The organism is Nocardia sp. NPDC003269, assembly GCF_042888005.1.
Taxonomy (GTDB): domain Bacteria; phylum Actinomycetota; class Actinomycetes; order Mycobacteriales; family Mycobacteriaceae; genus Nocardia.
Genome location: NZ_JBIAPA010000002.1, coordinates 1,378,469 through 1,396,357, shown reverse-complemented (window position 1 = coordinate 1,396,357; position 17,889 = coordinate 1,378,469). Strand labels below are relative to the sequence as shown.

The window sequence follows — 17,889 nt, the reverse complement described above, 5'->3', positions numbered from 1 at the left end:
CAACAGGATTCGGTTTCGATGTCGCTGGCGGAGGTCGTATCCTGGTAGGGGTCCGCAATCGGTTGCTCAGGGGGTCGTGGTGATCGTCGTTGTCGCGGACGAAACCGAACTCGAAGGCGCAGAAGAGGTCGTCGCGGCGGCGATCCGGGAATGGGCCGCGTCCGAGGTAGGGGGCGTGGCGATCTTCCGCTGCCATGTGCCGGAGAGCCGGGGCGGATCGGTCGAGGTCGACGCGCTGGTGTGTACGCCGCAGGGGGCCACCGTGGTGGAGGTGAAGGGGTTCACCGCGCGCCAGGACGGTGTGCTCGCCACCCCGCCCAACGGCCCCTGGACGGTCGACGGCGCGGAGGCCGCGCTCTATCACGCGGTGCGGGTGCCCAATCCGTTCGTCCAGGTGCGCAGGCAGGTCTTCGCCGCCAAGAACCTGCTGCAGCAGTCCGGGATCTTCGGCTGGGTGAACGCCGTGGTCGCGCTGGTCCCCCAGCCCGGCGCGCAGATCACCCTCGAGGAGGCCCGCATCGCGGACGGATACCGGGCGGTGCTGGTCGAACGCGACGATTCCTCGTCTCTGCGCGACTACTTCCACGCCGAGACCGGACGCACGGTCCGGCTCAACGTCAACGATGTGCGCCGCGTCTTCGCGGCCCTGAATCTCAGCCACCTGCTGCCGTCCCGGGTCGCGTTGGCGGACCAGGGTTTTCCGGCACGGCTGGAACCGTCGACCTCGACCAGGGCCGCACCGGCCGCCGCCGGACTCGGGCAGGCCGAGGAGGGCGAGACCGCCCCCGGCCGTGGCGCCTCCCGGGTGGGCACCCGAGTGGCGCAGGCGAGCACACCCGGGTTCCTCGCCGCGATCGATCGGCTCACGCATCGGTCACGGCCCTCCGCCGACACCGAGGAATCAGGTCCGGCGGCGCCGGAATCCGCCGACCAGGCGCCGAGCACCGTCTCCGCGACCTCGGACGGCACTGCGGCGCACAGCGAGGAGTCGAACGGTGCTGTCGCGCCGTTGGCGAGATTGGTGAGTATGGCTGCCACAGACGACGACTCGCAGACCGCGTCGACGCCGAGAACCGAGGTCTCGGCGGAGCTTCCCGAGGACACCCCGGGTGAGCCCGAGCAGGCCGCGAAGTCAGCCGCGTCTCCCGAAGCCGATCTCGCCGAGCACGCGGCAGATGCCGCCTCTGCACCCGACACGGAACCCGTGCGAGCGGCGCCGTCCGCACCCGGCTCCGGTACCGAGACCGCACCTCCGGACGACAACGGGCACGCTGTCGAGAACGCAGAGGAACAGCACCCTGCGGCAGCCGAGCCGACGCGGGCGCCTGCCCACGAGACCGGAGCGGCCGAGCCCACAACGGATGACATTGTCGCCCCCGATCCGGAAAACCCCGTGGCACCAGCGGCTTCCCTCACCGTCGGCACGCTGCCCGAGCGTACCGACGCCACGGCGGAGGAGCCCACCGACGACGAGGTCGTGACCGAGGTCCATGGACCGGACGGCTCCACGGACCAACCGGACGCCGGGGTCGAGGTTTCCGGCACCGCGGAACACGGATCTGCTCCGTCACCCGCCGAAACCGACGACGAGGTCGTGGCCGAAGTCCACGGACCGGACGGCTCCACGGACCAACCGGACACCGGAGTCGAGGCTTCCGGCAGCGCGGAAGGCAGATCTGCTCCGTCACCCGACGAAACGGCCACTGCCCCTGCGGAGCCGGACGAATCCGTCATTGGTACGGATGTCACCGCAGCGACACCGGCCTCCGGCGAGGATGCGGGAGCGGCTGTGTCGCTGGTGAAGTCGACCGATGACCGGTCCACCGAGTCTCCCCTGGCTTCACCGAGTGCCGCCGCGAGCAGCTTCGCCGCACCGGGCGATGACTCGGACGCCGAGGTCCCGCACGAAGTCGAGCCGACGATGGCCGATGACGATGACTGGCCGGAGGACGAGGATCCCGACGATCCGGCGTACGCGGCACCCGGATACGCCGTCGCGGCCGGTACCGCCGGGGCCGCCGCCACCGCCTGGTCGGCATCATCGGGCAGCCCCGATTCCGCCCACCACGGCAGCGCCGAGCGATTCGACGACACCGAGCACTGGAGCGACTGGGTCGATCAGGATCGGACCCCGGCCCGCCCGGCCGCCACGAACCGGTCGCGGGAGCAGCTCTCGAGCCGGTCCGGCGGGCCGTCGCTGCTCGAGCGATGGCGCAACACGCCGGTGCGCGAGCGACGCCCGCGCGAGCGACGCAGGCTGCGGATCGGGCCCGGCATCGGACTGCTGCTGTTCATCGCCCTGTTCGGGGCGGGCTTCTTCGCCATCACCGCCGTGCAGGCGAGCCGGTTCGAGATGGCGGACTACGACCGGATGTGCGACGACCGCAAGCCGTTCCCGAATGCCGCGGAGTACCAGCGCGACGGCGCGCGGCCGACCTACCTGTCGGGCGACCTGGCCACCATGGTCGCGACGAACAGCTCACCCGCCTGGCATCCGACCGACCCGGCCACGGTCCAGCTCATCGCCTGCATGCGCCAGACCAGCCTGGGCGATCTGGTCCAGACCTGCCAGCTCCCCGCGGCGCCGGGCTCCCCCATCGGCCGCACGGTCAATCTGTTCCGGGCGACCTACGAGATCACCGTCTACGAACTGCGCACCGGGCGGGAGGCCGGACGCGCGATCATGGTCGGCGAACGCTACTCGGCCGACCCCGCAAATACGGATCCCGATCGGTGCCGCGCCGTCGCCGACGCACCCGACGTCCTGGGCCGCAGGCTGGGCCAGCCGTCGACCGCGCAGGTCACCGGCTTCCTCGCGCCCCTGGTGCACGCCGACCGCTGAACCGGCTTGACCTCGAGCGCACTCGAGGTAGCAAGATCACCGATGTGCCCCGCGCACACCCGACACCGCGCCACCCAGCGTCGGTCGCGCCTCCGCCGGTTTCCCGTACACCCACCGGCGGAGGCCGTCGGGATCCGGCTCAGGCCACCGCCGCCTGCGTCGCGGGCTGGTCGCCGTCGGATTCCTGTGCCCTGGTCAGCTTGGCCTGCGCGCGCCGCAGATCCTCGGCGATGATCTGCAGGGCGGGCGGCGCGGCGAGCCCACGCGCGCGGATCAGGTCGCCCACGGTGACCAGCCGGCTCAGCGACGCCGCGACATAGCCCTGCAGGACGGCGATGCGGTCGGCGGGCACCGCCTGGATCGACTTGCTCACCAGCGATTCCAGGTCGCGTTGCGCCTTGAGGGTGTCGGAGGTGAGCACCGCGAACAGCCCCCACAGATCGTCGATCGGTTCGCCGGCGACCTGCGCGCGCAGCGCCTCGTAGGTCTCGTTGCGCCGTGCCGAGGCCTCCATGACATCGCGCAACGCGTCGGTGAGATGCGACCTGGTCGCCTCCGGAATGCGGTACACCTGTGTGGTTTCGGTGGTGCCGATCCGGTCGGCGACCCGGCTGACGATGGCCAGCGCGTCGTCGAGGTCGGTCAGCGCCACCCGCAGCAGCGGCGCCGTCGCGTGGAACCGCGGCTCCATCGCCTGCAGATCGTAGAACTCGTTGATCCGCTTGCTCGCCACCGCGATATCGCGGCTGAGCAGCGCGACGTTCTCGTGCAACCCCATCGCGTGCAGCCGCTGATCGACCGCGGAATCCAAGGCGGCCAGCACATTCGGATCCCGCGGTTCGTGGATGTGGTGCACCGCCGAGGCGATCCCCGACCGGGAGAACGCCTTGGTGAAGAAGATCGTGCTGATCGACAGCGAGAGGCCGAGCACGAAATCCGGCTGCACCTTGAAGATCTCGCGCACACTGCCCCGCGCCATGATCAGGATCGCGAAGACGACCGCCAGACCTAGTGCGGCCCAGAGCAATTGTGCCCGGGTCATGTGCCAGCTGCTCAGCGATGGATGCTCACTCACGGTCTCCCCCAGCCCGCCGATCCGACGGCGTTCGATGCTGGTTGCATTCTCCTGCACGCCATCGTGATCCGCATCGGAAGTGGCCCGGAAAACGGCGACAGCCGCGCATCCGGGCAGGATGCGCGGCTGTCGCCGGAAGGTGTCACGCCGAGACGGCGATCTCCCATTCGTAGATCGTCAGTTCCGACGCTCCGGTGGTGTGCACCGGATCGGCGTGCGCGAGAGCCGTTGCGGCGTCCAGGCTTTCGGCCAGGACGACGTAGGCGCCGCCGGTGCCGTCGGTGAACCGGCCACTCTCCTGCAGCTGTCCCTTGGCGAGCAGTTCCTGCAGGAACGCGCGGTGCGGTTCGACCACGGACTGGTCGAACGCGGGGGTGCGCATGACCATGACGAGGTACTTGTTCGTCACGACCGGTCCTCCGGCGCGGGACGCGCGGCCCTGGTGGCGGCCGCGGCGGCGCGCACCTGCGGCGCGACCTGCACGACCTGCCCCAGCACACCGTTCACGAACGACGGCGAGTCGTCGGTGGACAGCTCCTTGGCCAGCTCGACGGCCTCGTCGACCGCGACCACCGGGGGGACGTCGGTGGCGTGGAACAGCTCCCACACCGCGATCCGCAGGATCGCCCGGTCGACGGCGGGCAGGCGCGACAGTGTCCAGTCCTGCAGGTAGCCCTCGATGGTGCCGTCGACCCGGTCCAGGTCGTCGGCGACGCCCTCGACCAGGACCGAGGTGTAGGCGTGCACGGGAGCCACGCTCTGGTCACGAGTCGCCAGGTCGGCGCGTTCGGAGAGCAGGTCGGAGACGTCGACGTCGCGCGCCTCCGCCTCGAACAGCAGGTCCACGGCCCGGCGGCGCGCCTTGTGGCGTGCGCCGAGCTTCTTGAACGAGCCCTTTTTGTCTGCCGGGGAGTCCGTCACGATCAGGCGTTGACGCGGCCGAGGTAGTTGCCGTCGCGCGAGTCGATCTTCAGCTTGTCGCCGGTGTTGATGAACAGCGGGACCTGCACCTCGGCGCCGGTTTCCAGGGTGGCGGGCTTGGTGCCACCGGTGGAGCGGTCACCCTGCAGGCCGATGTCGGTGTGCTGCACGACCAGCTCGATGGTGACGGGGAGCTCGACGAACAGCGGCGCGTCCTCGTGCACGGCCACCTGCACGCCCATGTTCTCCAGCAGGAAGCGCGCACCCTGACCGATGGTGGCCTCCGGGATGGAGATCTGGTCGTAGGTGTCACCGTCCATGAAGATGTAGTCGGTGCCGTCGTGGTACAGGTAGGTCATGTCGCGACGGTCGACGGTCGCGGTCTCGACCTTGACGCCCGCGTTGAAGGTCTTGTCGACGACCTTGCCGGACACGACGTTCTTCAGCTTGGTCCGCACGAAAGCGGGGCCCTTACCCGGCTTGACGTGCTGGAACTCGACGATCTGCTGGAGCTGACCGTCGATTTTCAGCACAAGGCCGTTCTTGAAGTCGCTGGTGTCCGCCACTGTCCTCGGATCTCCTCGTTCGTTTACTGCGGTCTCTGGGGACCGGCGTCACTCGACGACGGTCAGGTCCTTGCTGGTGAGGGTGAGCAGGTCCGGGCCCGCCTCGCGTACCACGAGCGTGTCCTCGATCCGGACCCCGCCGCGGCCGGGAAGATACACACCAGGTTCGACGGTCACCGCCACGCCAGCAAGTAGTGTACCGGTACTCGTTTTCGCCACTCCGGGCGCTTCGTGGATCTGCAACCCGACCCCGTGCCCGAGGCCGTGCACGAACTGCGGACCGTAGCCCGCCTCCTCGATGACGACCCGGGCGGCGGCGTCGACCTCGGCGGTCCCCGCGCCCGGTTTCAGCGCCTCGCGTCCCGCCCGCTGGGAACGGGCCACCAGTTCGTAGATCTCGCGCTGCCAGTCCTCGGGCCTGCCGAGGACGAGGGTGCGGGTCATGTCGGAGTGGTAGCCGTCGACAACCGCGCCGAAGTCGAGTTTGACGAAGTCGCCGGTGGCCAGGACCGCGCCGGTCGGGCGGTGATGCGGCACGGCGGAGTTCACGCCGGTGGCGACGATCGTCTCGAACGAGATCGCTTCGGCGCCGTGCTCGAACATCGCCCACTCCAGGTCGCGGGCGACCTGGCGTTCGGTGCGGCCCGGCCGGATCAGGCCGCGGTCGAGCAGGCTGGCCAGACCCGCGTCGGCAGCCGCGCAGGCCGCGCGCAGCTGGGCGATCTCGTAGTCGTCCTTGACCATGCGCAGCTGCTCGACCAGCCCGTTGGTCGGTACCAGTTGCAGTCCGGTGCGCAAGGACTGGAACGAGGTGTGCTCGGCGACGGTGACCACGTGGCTCTCGAAGCCGATCCGGCCCAGCTGCCATTCGCCGGCCAGCTCGATGATCCGCCGCGCGGTGGCCCGGGAGATCTCGGCGCTCAGATCGGGGACCTGCACGGCCACCTGCGCGGAATAGCGGCCGTCGGTGCCGATGACGGTGCGGTCCTCGGCACCGCGCATATCCCAGGAGTGCACCAGGAGCACGGCATTGGAGCCGGTGAACCCGGTCAGGTAGCGGATATTGACCAGATCGGTGACCAGCAGCGCGTCGACGCCGTTCTCCACCAGCAGGCTCCGCAGAGCACCACGCCGTGCCGCGTGATCGGGACGCGGGGTATCAGCACACATGGGTCAACGCTACCGCTCGACGACCGACACGTCGGCACCGAACTCGGCACTTTTCCCGGCGTCGGCGCGTCCACCGCGCGCCCGACTGGACACCGCGTTGTCCACATCGCGCGGAGTTGTCCACATTCGCCGATCGGGCCTCGCCGGGGCGCGCGCCGCCGCGCACGATCGAACGCATGACCACTGCCGCGTTCTGCCTGCTCATCGCCTGGTGCTTGCTGCTGGGTGTCCTCGATATCCACGCCCGCCGGCTCCCCAACGCCCTCACCGGCGTCGGCGCGGCGGCGGTGTTCCTCTACGCGGGGTACACCGGGAACCTGGCGACGGCGCTCATCGGGGCCGCGTTGCTGACCATGCCGTATCTGGTGATCCATCTGCTCTCCCCGGCCGCGCTCGGCGCCGGTGACGTGAAACTGGCGGTGGGTCTCGGGGCCGCCGCCGCGCTCGCCGGACCGCCCGCGTGGGTGTGGGCGGCGATCGCCGCGCCCGCGCTCACAGCGGCGATCGCGGTGGGCATGCTCGGTGGGCACCGGCTGCGCGCGGCACTGGGTCGCGACACGGGCGGGCCGCGGTCGCGACGACCGGTGCCACACGGTCCGGCCATGTGCCTGGCCACCGTCACCGCGATGGCGCTGGCATGACCGGCAGCGCGACGCGCCGGGCCGATCACACACCTGGCGCCGGTACCCCGACACCGGTCGGGACCGGGTCGGTGCAGCACGATCGGGGCGGTGGCCGCCACCGCGCGGCCCGGCGCGGCGGCGACGTGCCGCTCATCACGTCGGCCCACGTGCCCGACCACGCGCGGCGACATGGGAAGATGGTCGGCGTGTTGCGCTGGATAACTGCCGGAGAATCCCATGGTCCCGCTCTCGTCGCCCTCCTGGAAGGGATGGTCGCCGGAGTCGAGGTGACATCGGACGACGTCTCCGCACAGCTCGCGCGCCGTCGGCTCGGTTACGGGCGCGGCGCCCGGATGAAGTTCGAGGCCGACAAGGTCACCCTGGTCGGTGGCGTGCGCCACGGCCGGACCATGGGTGGTCCGGTCGCGATCGAGGTCGCCAATTCCGAGTGGCCCAAGTGGACCGAGGTGATGTCGGCCGACCCGGTCGACGAGGAGGCGCTCGCTGGGATGGCGCGCAACGCGCCCCTGACCCGTCCGCGTCCCGGTCACGCCGACTACTCCGGCATGCTCAAGTACAACTTCGAGGACGCGCGTCCGGTGCTCGAACGGGCCAGTGCCCGCGAGACCGCGGCCCGCGTCGCGGCGGGCACGGTCGCCCGCAACTTCCTGCGTCAGGCCTTCGGTGTCGAGGTGATCTCGCACGTGGTGTCGATCGGCACCGCGGCCAACACCACCGGTGTCACCCCCGGTGCGCACGATCTCGACGCCATCGACGCCAGCCCGGTCCGCGCGTTCGACGCCGACGCCGAGGCGGCGATGATCGCCGAGATCGAGGCGGCCAAGAAGGACGGCGACACGCTCGGCGGCGTCGTCGAGGTGATCGTCGACGGTCTGCCGATCGGGCTCGGCTCGTTCATCAGCGGCGAGCAGCGGCTGGACTCGCGGCTGGCCGCCGCCCTCATGGGCATCCAGGCGATCAAAGGTGTCGAGGTGGGCGACGGTTTCGAGACCGCGCGCAGGCGCGGCAGCCAGGCCCACGACGAGATGCGCCCCGGCCCCGACGGCGTGCTGCGCTCGACCAACCGCGCGGGCGGTCTCGAAGGCGGCATGACCAACGGCGAGGCGCTGCGAGTGCGCGCCGCGATGAAGCCGATCTCGACCGTGCCGCGCGCGCTGTCGACCGTCGACATGTCCACCGGCGAGGAAGCCGTCGCCATCCACCAGCGCTCGGATGTGTGCGCGGTCCCCGCGGCCGCCGTGGTCGCGGAGTCGATGGTCGCGCTCGTGCTGGCGCAGGCGGCGCTGGAGAAGTTCGGCGGCGACTCGCTGACCGAGACCCTCGACAACATCACCAGCTACATCAAGCGGATCGGCAACCGCCCGCACGTGCCCGCGGACAGCCGCACGCCGTGACCGGGCAGGGACAGGAGGGGGCCGCGGAGGACAACGACGCGGGTCCCCCATCGACTGTCGGCACGAACGATCGCGCCGACCGAGTAGGCAGCCCCGTCAACGCCACCGACACCGCTGACGGCACCGGCACAGCCGGCGCGATTAGCGCTGCTGGCGCAATTGGCACTGCCGACACGACCAGCCCCGCTGGCACGACCGGCACTGCCGACACGACCAGCCCCGCTGGCACGACCGGCACTGCCGACGCGACTGGCGCTGCTGGCGCTGCTGGCGCTGCTGGCGCTGCTGGCGCTGCTGGCGAGACCAGTACCAGTGCCGCCAACCCGAACGGTGACGCCGACACAACCAGCGACCCCGAGGCGTCCCGAACCGCTGATGCGACCGCTGACGTCGAGTCGGCCGAGACTGCTGGCGCACCTGGTGACGTCGAGCCGACCGGGACCACTGGCGCATCCGGTGACGCCGAGCCGACCGAGACCACTGACGCGACTGGCGACGCGACCGGGACCGGGACCGCTGAGCAGACCGGCGCTGCCGATAGCGGGGCAGTGGCCGAACCTCGTGCGCGTGTGGTCCTGGTCGGGCCGCCGGGGTCGGGGAAGTCGACGATCGGGCGCAAGCTCGCGCGGGAGCTCGGGGTCGAGTTGTACGACACCGATGCCGGGATCGAGGCCGACACCGGGCGCGGGATTCCGGAGATCTTCGCGACCGACGGCGAGCCGGAGTTCCGCCGGATCGAGGAGCTGGTGGTGCGGCGGGCGGTGCTCGAGCACGATGGCGTCGTCTCCCTCGGTGGCGGGTCGGTGCTGTCGGCGCGGACTCGCGAGGTGTTGCGTTCCGCGACCGTGGTCTACCTGGAAATCAGTGTGGCCGAAGGACTTCGGCGTACCGGCTCCAGCAATGCGCGACCGCTGCTCAACGGAACCGATCCCGGTGCCAAGTACCGGGAGCTGATGCGGATCCGGCGCCCGCTCTACCGCGAGGTCGCCACGGTGCGCGTGCGGACCGACGGGCGCAGCCCGGGCCGGGTGGTGCGGATGATCCTCACCAAACTCGGCCTGGAATCGGTGCGCACCGATCTCGACGCCGAGCGCGCCACCGGCGGATCCGGTACCGCCGCTTCGGGTTCGGCCACCAGCAGGCCCGGGATCGGCAGCAACCGGTCAAGGGCGCGACGTCGGGCCAGGGCGCGCGCCGCGGCCGCGCGCCGGGCGACCGAGCAGGCCACGATCGACCGGACCGGTTCGGCGGCAACGCGATCCGGCTCCGACCCGGCACCCGGCGGTGACGCGGGCACACCGCAGGGCGAGGCGCGCACGACCGGCGCCCGCCGGTCCCGGCGCACCAGGTCCCGGCGCGGCGGGGTCCGCATCCGCTCGGCGGGCACGAACCGCGAGGCCGATGCCAGGTCGACCCGCGCGCCCGGCGGGGAACCCGCGGCCCAGTCCGGTGCGACGTCACCGGATCGCCCGGCGGGTCAGCGCACCGGCACTCCGCCGCCGACCGGGCAGCGGTCCGGAGCGGGCCAGCCCGGCGACGCGGACCGCGCGACCGCCCAGGGCGAGCGCACCCGGCGCAACCGGCCGCGCCGACGCGGCGGCCGGCGCAAGACCAACGACCAGAAAGAATCGGAGCAGCGCACGTGACAGAGCCGACCACCATCCAGGTCCGCACCGCCGACCCGTACCCGGTGATCATCGGACGCGGGCTGCTCGGCGATCTCGTCGAGGCGGTCACCGCGGGCAACGCCGTGCGGACCGTGGCGATCTTCCATCAGCCGCCCCTGGCCGAGACCGCCGAGGTCGTGCGGAAAGCGCTGGCCGACACCGGGATCGACGCGCACCGCATCGAGATCCCCGACGCCGAGGACGGCAAGGACCTGGCCGTCGCCGGGTTCTGCTGGGAGGTGCTCGGCCGGATCGGGCTGACCCGCAACGACGCCATCGTGAGCCTCGGCGGTGGCGCGGCCACCGACCTGGCCGGCTTCGTCGCCGCCACCTGGATGCGCGGGGTGCGCATCGTGCACGTGCCGACCACGCTGCTGGCGATGGTCGACGCCGCGGTCGGCGGCAAGACCGGCATCAACACCGAGGCGGGCAAGAACCTCGTCGGCAGCTTCCACGAGCCGAGCGCCGTCCTGGTCGACCTGGCCACCCTGGAGACGGTGCCGCGCAACGAGATCGTCGCGGGCATGGCCGAGATCATCAAGGCCGGTTTCATCGCCGACCCGGTGATCCTGGATCTCATCGAGGCCGACCCGGAGGCCGCGCTCGATCCCACCGGCGACGTGCTGCCGGAGCTGATCCGGCGCGCCATCCAGGTCAAGGCCGATGTCGTGGCGGCCGACCTCAAGGAGTCGAGCCTGCGCGAGATCCTCAACTACGGCCACACGCTGGGCCACGCCGTGGAGCGCCGCGAACGCTACCGCTGGCGCCACGGCGCCGCCGTCTCCGTCGGCCTGGTGTTCGCGGCCGAGCTGGGCAGGCTGGCCGGCCGTCTCGACGACGCCACCGCCGACCGGCACCGCACCATCCTGGAGAGCGTCGGACTGCCGGTCAGCTACGACGGTGACGCGCTCCCGCAGCTGATGGACGCCATGCAGACCGACAAGAAGACCCGCTCGGGCGTGCTGCGGTTCGTGGTGCTCGACGGGCTGGCCAAGCCGGGCAGGCTCGAGGGTCCCGATCCGTCGCTGCTGGCCGCGGCCTACTCGGCGATCGCGCGTGAGGCCTCCACCGGCGGCCCGATTCTGCTCTGACACGGCACTGTGCCCGGCGAGAGGTCCTCGCCGGGCACAGTATCGGTGGACTCAGACGACCGGCGCGAACTCCGGCTGGGTCTGGGGAGCGGTGGCGGTGGATTCGGGGGTGCGCCGCGCCCGTCGACGACCGAGGGCGACGCCCGCCATCGCGGGCAGGAACACCAGCAGCAGGATGAACGACGCCGCCGAGGTCAGTTCGAACAGCGCACCGGCTTCGCCGAGTTCGATGCCGGGCACCTGATCGAGGACCAGGCACACGGCCCCGCTCGCGAGGCCGGCGACGGCCCCGGCCGCCAGCCAGCGCACGGTGAGATCGGTGGCGGCGCCCGCCTGGCCGTCGCGCATTCCCCAGGCGACCACGACACCCACGATCACGGCGAGGCAGGCCACCCGCCAGATCGTGCCGTAGGTCGGCGCGAACGCCATCGCGACGGCGAGCAGCAACCGTAAGCCGACGACCAGCGCGCCCAGGACAGTGGCTCGTAACACCCAAGCGGTCATGAGCAACACCTTAACCGGAAAAAACTAGAACAGGTATCAATTCCACCGGATCGGGCGATTCCCGGAGACGCCGGGACGGTCAGTTCGACGGCACCCAGAGGTCGAACCTGCCGCTACCGTCGGTCCGCGCTTCACAACGCGCCCGATCGCTCCACAGCGGCGCGTCCTTCAGACAACTCGCCAGCGAGACGTTCGATGCCGACGCCACGCAGGTGAACCCCCAGGACGGTTGCGGCGAGGCACAACCCCCTTGCGCCGAGGCGGGACCCCCGACAACGATCGCCGAGGCGACAACCGACAGCACCATGACCACGATTCGACCGAACACAGCCAATCCCTCCCCTAGATTGCGTTGGGCACCAGGGTAATACGACGCTCAGGCCGACGGAAGGGTCTCGTCGAGCGCGGCCGCCATCGCGGCGCGCGGTGCGGGCTGCCCGGTGAACAGCTCGACCTGACCGTAGGCCTGGTTGAGCAGCATCTGCAGACCGCTGACGACGGTGTGCCCGGCCGCGGCCACCGCCGCGGCCAGCGGGGTCGGCCACGGGTTGTAGATCGCGTCGAGCACCACCGGGGCCGCCGCCACCCGGTCCGCGACCGCGGCGGCCGCGTCCGCGGGAATGGTGCTGACCACCGCACCCGCCGTCGCGCACACGGTGGCGAGGGCGTCGGCCTCGAAGTCGATCGTGGACACGGCCAGGCCCAGGCGTTCGGCGAGCTCCAGCGCGTCGCGGGCCCGTCCGGCATCGCGCGCGACCACCGTCACCGATTCCGCGCCCAGTTCCGCCAGCGCCAGCAGGGCGGGCCGGGCGGTGCCACCCGCGCCGAGCACCACACCCTCGCGCACCCGGTCGACGCCGCCACCGCGCAGCGCGCCGAGCACGCCGTCCACATCGGTGCAGTCGGCCAGCCAACCCGCCTCGGTGCGCACCAGCGTGTTCGCCGAGCCGACCAGGACCGCCCGGTCGGTGCGCGTGTCGGCGTGGGCGAGCGCGGCTTCCTTGCCCGGCATCGTCACCGAGAGTCCGACCCATTCCGGTCCGAGCCCGTCGACCAGACCCGGCAGCTGCTCGGCCGAGCACTCGACCCGCTCGTAGGTCCAGTCCAGCCCGAGTGCCCGGTAGGCGGCCAGGTGCAGCTGCGGCGACCGCGAGTGCGCGATCGGTTTGCCGAGCACCGCCGCCTTGCGCGGCTCAGCCACCGTAGGGCTTGGAGCTGTCGAGGATGCCGCTGCGCTGCGCCTGGGCGACCAGCCGCAGGTGTTCGGAGTAGCTCTCGGTGAACAGGGTGGTGCCCTCCTTGTCGACGGTGACGAAGTACAGCCACGCCCCCGGCTCGGGATTCTCCATGGCCCGCAACGCGTCCAGCGACGGGGCCGAGATCGGCGTGACGGGAAGGCCACGCATCGCGTAGGTGTTCCAGGCGGTTTCCCTGGCCCGGTCGGCGTTGGTGGTCGCCACCTCGGTGGTGTCCAGGGTGTAGTTGACCGTCGAGTCGAACTGCAGCATCTGGTCGGCCTTGAGCCGGTTCACGATCACCCTGGCCACTTTGCTCATGTCCTGCGGCTTCGCCTCGCGCTCCACCAGCGACGCGGACACCAGGGTCTGGTACGGCGTCAGGCCCGTGGTGGCGCCGGACTGCAGCAGCCCGGTCGACTCGTAGCGCTCCACGCTCGAGGTCACCAGCTGCCGCAGGATCTGCTGCGGGGTTCCGCTGGGATCGAAATCCCAGGTGCCCGCCGCGATCAGGCCCTCCAGCTGCCGGGACCGGTCCGGGGATTCCCGCACGCCCTTCATGGCCCAGTCGGGCACGCCGAGGGCGGCCAGGTCGGTGCTCGCGCCCGCCGCGTCGAGTTGTTCGTAGGTGACGCACTTCTGCTCGGCGCCGATGCAGCTGGCCTGGGCGACCTTGCGGTAGATGCCGTCGTAGCGGCCACCGGTGTTCGCGTCGTGCTTGTCGTGCAGCAGCCGCCCCTCGGAGACGGTGACGTTGCCGACGCGCGACTTCCCACCCACCAGTGTGGAGACGGCGGTGGCCGCCGGGCTGTTCACCCCGATCGCGTAGTACCCGGGCTGCACGTTGTTCATCCCCGAATTGCGCACGGCCGCTTCGTAGAAGGCCTCCCGGCTGGCGACCACTCCGCGCTCGTGCATGGCGCCGGCGATCTGCGACGCGGTGTCACCGGGATGCACCTGGACCACGACGAGGGCACCGGGCGGACCGGCGAAGTCCTCGGCCGGGGCGAACCGGCTCATCAGCTTGTAGCCGGCGAATCCGGCCGCGGAGACGATGAGCACGGCCAGCAGGGCGCCGACCACCCAGAGGTTGCGGCGGCGCCGTTTGCGCTCGGCGGCCTTACGCGAGGCGATTCGCGACCGCTTGCGGCCCGACGCCGCCTTGCCACGGCCCCCGGGCTGCTTGTCGCGACCGGACGGCGGCTTACCGCGGCCACGCTCGCCCTCGGGCCGTCCACCCGCGGCGCGGCCCGCCGGGGCGGCCCGCTGACCGACCCGGCGCGGCGGAGCCACCGGCTCGGGTTCGGGCTCGTCGTCGTAGTGCTCGTCCTCGTAGCGCGGGATGACGTTGGTGTCGTCATCGTCGTCCCAGCCCGCGGGACCGGCCTGCTGCGGCTCCTCGCGCGCCTCCCGGGCATCCAGACCCCAGTCGTCGCGGCGGGGATAGCGCCGATCAGCTTCCCGCGCCCGGTAGCGTTCCTCGGCCCTGGCCCATCGGTCGGTCATGCATCGTCTCCGACCACGCTCGCGTCTGCTGCGTCCTTCAACACCGAACTCCGCTCGTCCAACCATCCTTGCAGAATCGACACGGCTGCCGCCTGATCGATCACCTGCCGCTGGCCACGTGCGCGAACTCCGCTGTCGCGCAGCGCACGTGCAGCAGACACCGTAGTCAAACGTTCGTCGGAAAGGCGTATCGGAATCGGGTCGATCACCCGGCGCAACTCCCGGGCAAACCGACGCGCGATCCCCGCCGCCGTGCCGTTTTCACCGCGCAGGGTACGCGGCAGCCCGATGATCACCTCGACGGCTTCGTACTCCCGCACAATGTCGGCAATTCTCGCGATGTCGGCGGGCGGACCCGCCGCGCGCCCGCCGGACTTCGACGGCTTGGCGCGCGGCACGGTCTCCACCGGAGTGGCGAGGATTCCGTCGGGGTCGCTCGAGGCGACCCCGATCCGGACGCTGCCGACATCGATCGCGATCCGGCGGCCCCGACCGGGGTCGGTCGCCGGATCCGGTCGGTCGGCCGGTTCCTGGTCGGCTGGACCTGCGGTCGGTGGCATCAGCCGGCGAGTTCGGCCACCCGGGCACGGACCGCGGCCAGACCGGCCGGGATACCCGACGGATCCGAACCGGAGCCCTGCGCCATCTCCGGCTTGCCGCCGCCCCGGCCGGCGATGCTCGGGCCGAAGCTGGCCACCAGGTCACCCGCCTTGAAGCCGAGATCCTGGGCGGCCTTGTTGACCGACACCACGAACGGCGCCTTGCCGTCGGTGTTGCCGAGCAGCACGACCACCGCGGCGTCGCTGCCGAAGCGGCCGCGGATGTCGGTGGCCAGGGTGCGCAGATCGCCCGCGGCGACGCCCTCGGGCGCGGCGGCCGCGACCAGCAGGACCGAGCCGATCCGCTCGGCCTGCTCGACGAACGTGCCCGCCGAGGACAGCACCGCGGCGATCTTGGTGCGCTCGAGTTCCTTCTCGGCCACCTTGAGCCGCTCCACGAGCTGCTCGACGCGACCGGGCACCTCGTCCGACGGCACCTTCAGCGAGGACGCGACACCGGCCAGCAGCGCGCGCTCCTTGGCCAGGTACTTGTAGGAGTCCAGGCCGACGAACGCCTCGACGCGGCGCACGCCGGAACCGACCGAGGACTCACCGAGCACGGTGATCGGGCCGATCTGCGAGGAGTGCTCGACGTGCGTGCCACCGCACAGCTCCATCGAGAACGGGCCGCCGATCTCCACGACGCGCACCTCGTCGCCGTAGTTCTCGCCGAAGAGGGCCATCGCGCCCATCTCCTTGGCCTTGGGCAGGTCGGTGACGAAGGTGTTCACCGGGAAGTCGGCACCGACCGCGTCGTTGGAGACGGCCTCGATGTCGGCCTTCTGCTGCTCCGACAGCGCGCCCTGCCAGTTGAAGTCGAACCGCAGGTAGCCGGGCTTGTTCAGCGAACCCGCCTGCACCGCGTTGGGGCCGAGCACCTGGCGCAGCGCGGCGTGCACCATGTGCGTGCCGGAGTGGCCCTGGGTGGCGCCCCGGCGCCAGGCCGGATCGGCCTGCGCGAGCACGACATCGCCCTCGGTGATCTGGCCCTGCTCGACGGTGGCCTTGTGCACCCACAGCTTCTTGGCGATCTTCTGCACATCGTTGATGCGCAGCTTCAGGCCCGAGGCGGTGATGGTGCCGCGGTCGGCGATCTGACCGCCGGACTCGGCGTACATCGGGCTGCGGTCGAGGATGACCTCGACATCGGACCCGGCCTGCGCGGCGGGCACCCGCACGCCGTCGGCGATCAGGGCCAGCACGTTCGCCTCGGAGGTGAGCTCGTCGAAGCCGGTGAACTCGGTGGCGCCGCGGTCGACGAGTTCCTTGTAGACGGTCAGGTCGGCGTGCGCGTGCTTGCGGGCTTGGGCGTCGTCCTTGGCGCGCTTGCGCTGCTCGGCCATGAGCGAGCGGAAGCCCTCCTCGTCCACCGACAGGCCCGCCTCGGCGGCCATCTCGAGGGTGAGGTCGATCGGGAAGCCGTAGGTGTCGTGCAGCGCGAACGCGTCCGACCCGGTGATCTGCTTGCCGCCCTTGGACTTCACCGCGGTCGCGGCGTTGTCGAAGAGGGTCTCGCCGGTGTTGAGGGTCTTGAGGAAGGCCGTCTCCTCGCCCACCGCGACGGTCTCGATGCGGCCGAAGTCGGTGGCCAGCTCCGGGTAGGACGGCGACATCAGGTCGGAGACGACCTTCATCAGCTCGCCCATCACCGGCTTCTCGGCGCCGAGCAGGCGGGCCGAGCGCACGATGCGGCGCAGCAGGCGGCGCAGCACGTAGCCGCGGCCGTCGTTGCCGGGGTTCACGCCGTCGGCGATGAGCATCGCGGCGGTACGGGCGTGGTCGGCGATGACGCGGAAGCGCACGTCGTCGGTGTGCTCGACGCCGTAGGAGCGGCCGGTGAGCTGCTCGGCCTTGTCGATGATCGGGCGCATCAGGTCGGTCTCGTAGACGTTGTCCACGCCCTGGAGCAGGAACGCCACGCGCTCGACGCCCATGCCGGTGTCGATGTTCTGCTTGGGCAGCGGGCCGAGGATCTCGAAGTTGTCCTTGCCGATGCCGGCGCCGCGCTCGTTCTGCATGAACACGAGATTCCAGATCTCGATGTAGCGGTCCTCGTCGGCCTCGGGGCCGCCCTCGACGCCGTACTCGGGGCCGCGGTCGTAGTAGATCTCCGAGCACGGGCCACACGGGCCGGGGATGCCCATCGACCAGTAGTTGTCGGCCATGCCGCGGCGCTGGATGCGGTCGGCGGGCACGCCCATCTCGAGCCACATCCGCTCGGCCTCGTCGTCGTCGAGGTAGACGGTGACCCACAGGCGCTCCGGGTCGAAGCCATAGCCGCCGTCGGCGACGCTGCTGGTGAGCAGCGTCCAGGCCAGGGTGATGGCCTCGCGCTTGAAGTAGTCGCCGAAGCTGAAGTTGCCCGCCATCTGGAAGAAGGTGTTGTGGCGGGTGGTGATGCCGACGTTCTCGATGTCGAGGGTGCGCACGCACTTCTGCACGCTGGTCGCGGTGGCGTACGGCGGGGTCTGCTGACCGAGGAAGTACGGCACGAACTGGACCATGCCTGCGTTGACGAACAGCAGGTTGGGGTCGGCCAGGATCAGCGAGGCACTGGGCACCTCGGTGTGTCCGGCACGGACGAAATGGTCCAGGAAACGCCGTCTAATCTCGTGGGTCTGCACAGCTGTCCAGCTTACCGCCTGCATTCCGCGGGTTTTGCGCCGGAGTCGGTG

At 70.9% G+C, this 17,889-nt stretch carries 14 protein-coding genes and 1 pseudogene; 5 read left to right on the top strand and 10 right to left on the bottom strand.

Going from position 1 to position 17,889, the window contains the following annotated elements; translation table 11 throughout:
- The first annotated feature begins 79 nt into the window (after positions 1-79).
- Positions 80-2,842 (top strand): NERD domain-containing protein, encoded by a 2,763-nt coding sequence (locus ACFYWJ_RS16825; RefSeq protein ID WP_355281411.1) that lies wholly within the window; start codon positions 80-82, stop codon positions 2,840-2,842.
- A gap of 139 nt (positions 2,843-2,981) precedes the next feature.
- On the opposite strand, the gene ACFYWJ_RS16820 is transcribed toward ACFYWJ_RS16825, so the two are convergent.
- The 5 genes from ACFYWJ_RS16820 to ACFYWJ_RS16800 form a co-directional block, all read right to left on the bottom strand.
- A complete protein-coding gene (locus ACFYWJ_RS16820) occupies positions 2,982-3,917 on the bottom strand; it encodes a hypothetical protein (protein ID WP_355281414.1) in 936 nt (311 codons plus the stop codon).
- A 142-nt stretch (positions 3,918-4,059) separates the two neighbouring features.
- Positions 4,060-4,326, bottom strand: coding sequence for a YciI family protein (locus tag ACFYWJ_RS16815; RefSeq protein WP_355281416.1), 267 nt, complete (start codon positions 4,324-4,326; stop codon positions 4,060-4,062).
- The gene (nusB, locus tag ACFYWJ_RS16810) at positions 4,323-4,838 is read right to left on the bottom strand and encodes a transcription antitermination factor NusB (protein WP_355281420.1); all 516 of its coding nucleotides are present in this window, start codon (positions 4,836-4,838) and stop codon (positions 4,323-4,325) included. Before nusB ends, ACFYWJ_RS16815 begins: the two co-directional genes overlap by 4 nt.
- A 2-nt stretch (positions 4,839-4,840) precedes the next feature.
- Positions 4,841-5,404: an elongation factor P gene (gene efp / locus ACFYWJ_RS16805; protein ID WP_355281422.1), complete on the bottom strand. Its 564-nt coding sequence runs from the start codon at positions 5,402-5,404 to the stop codon at positions 4,841-4,843.
- A gap of 48 nt (positions 5,405-5,452) precedes the next feature.
- Positions 5,453-6,574, bottom strand: coding sequence for an aminopeptidase P family protein (locus ACFYWJ_RS16800; protein ID WP_355281425.1), 1,122 nt, complete (start codon positions 6,572-6,574; stop codon positions 5,453-5,455).
- Between the two features lie 176 nt (positions 6,575-6,750).
- On the opposite strand from ACFYWJ_RS16800, the gene ACFYWJ_RS16795 reads away from it, so the two are divergent.
- From ACFYWJ_RS16795 to aroB, 4 genes and pseudogenes are all read left to right on the top strand, one after another.
- Positions 6,751-7,215, top strand: a complete 465-nt coding sequence (locus ACFYWJ_RS16795) for an A24 family peptidase (RefSeq protein ID WP_355281428.1) — start codon at positions 6,751-6,753, stop codon at positions 7,213-7,215.
- Between the two features lie 188 nt (positions 7,216-7,403).
- Entirely contained in the window at positions 7,404-8,612 is a 1,209-nt protein-coding gene (gene aroC, locus ACFYWJ_RS16790) for a chorismate synthase (RefSeq protein WP_355281533.1), read from the top strand.
- 548 nt (positions 8,613-9,160) lie between these two features.
- Positions 9,161-9,841 (top strand): annotated as a pseudogene (locus ACFYWJ_RS16785) (shikimate kinase); the annotation flags it as partial.
- Positions 9,842-10,254: 413 nt separating this feature from the next.
- Positions 10,255-11,370 carry a 3-dehydroquinate synthase gene (gene aroB / locus ACFYWJ_RS16780; protein ID WP_218717161.1) on the top strand — a complete coding sequence of 372 codons (1,116 nt, stop codon included), beginning with the start codon at positions 10,255-10,257 and terminating at the stop codon, positions 11,368-11,370.
- Between the two features lie 51 nt (positions 11,371-11,421).
- Here the strand turns inward: aroB and ACFYWJ_RS16775 are convergent, their stop codons facing one another.
- The 5 genes from ACFYWJ_RS16775 to alaS form a co-directional block, all read right to left on the bottom strand.
- Entirely contained in the window at positions 11,422-11,874 is a 453-nt protein-coding gene (locus tag ACFYWJ_RS16775) for a B-4DMT family transporter (RefSeq protein WP_355281430.1), read from the bottom strand.
- Positions 11,875-12,250: 376 nt separating this feature from the next.
- Positions 12,251-13,075, bottom strand: a complete 825-nt coding sequence (locus ACFYWJ_RS16770; RefSeq protein WP_355281432.1) for a shikimate dehydrogenase — start codon at positions 13,073-13,075, stop codon at positions 12,251-12,253.
- On the bottom strand, positions 13,068-14,615 hold the full coding sequence (gene mltG / locus ACFYWJ_RS16765; RefSeq protein WP_355281435.1) for an endolytic transglycosylase MltG: 1,548 nt from the start codon (positions 14,613-14,615) through the stop codon (positions 13,068-13,070). The genes ACFYWJ_RS16770 and mltG overlap by 8 nt, the downstream gene beginning before the upstream one ends.
- Entirely contained in the window at positions 14,612-15,175 is a 564-nt protein-coding gene (gene ruvX, locus ACFYWJ_RS16760; protein ID WP_355281438.1) for a Holliday junction resolvase RuvX, read from the bottom strand. The genes mltG and ruvX overlap by 4 nt, the downstream gene beginning before the upstream one ends.
- Positions 15,175-17,838 carry an alanine--tRNA ligase gene (gene alaS / locus ACFYWJ_RS16755; protein WP_355281441.1) on the bottom strand — a complete coding sequence of 888 codons (2,664 nt, stop codon included), beginning with the start codon at positions 17,836-17,838 and terminating at the stop codon, positions 15,175-15,177. Before alaS ends, ruvX begins: the two co-directional genes overlap by 1 nt.
- Positions 17,839-17,889: the final 51 nt, after the last annotated feature.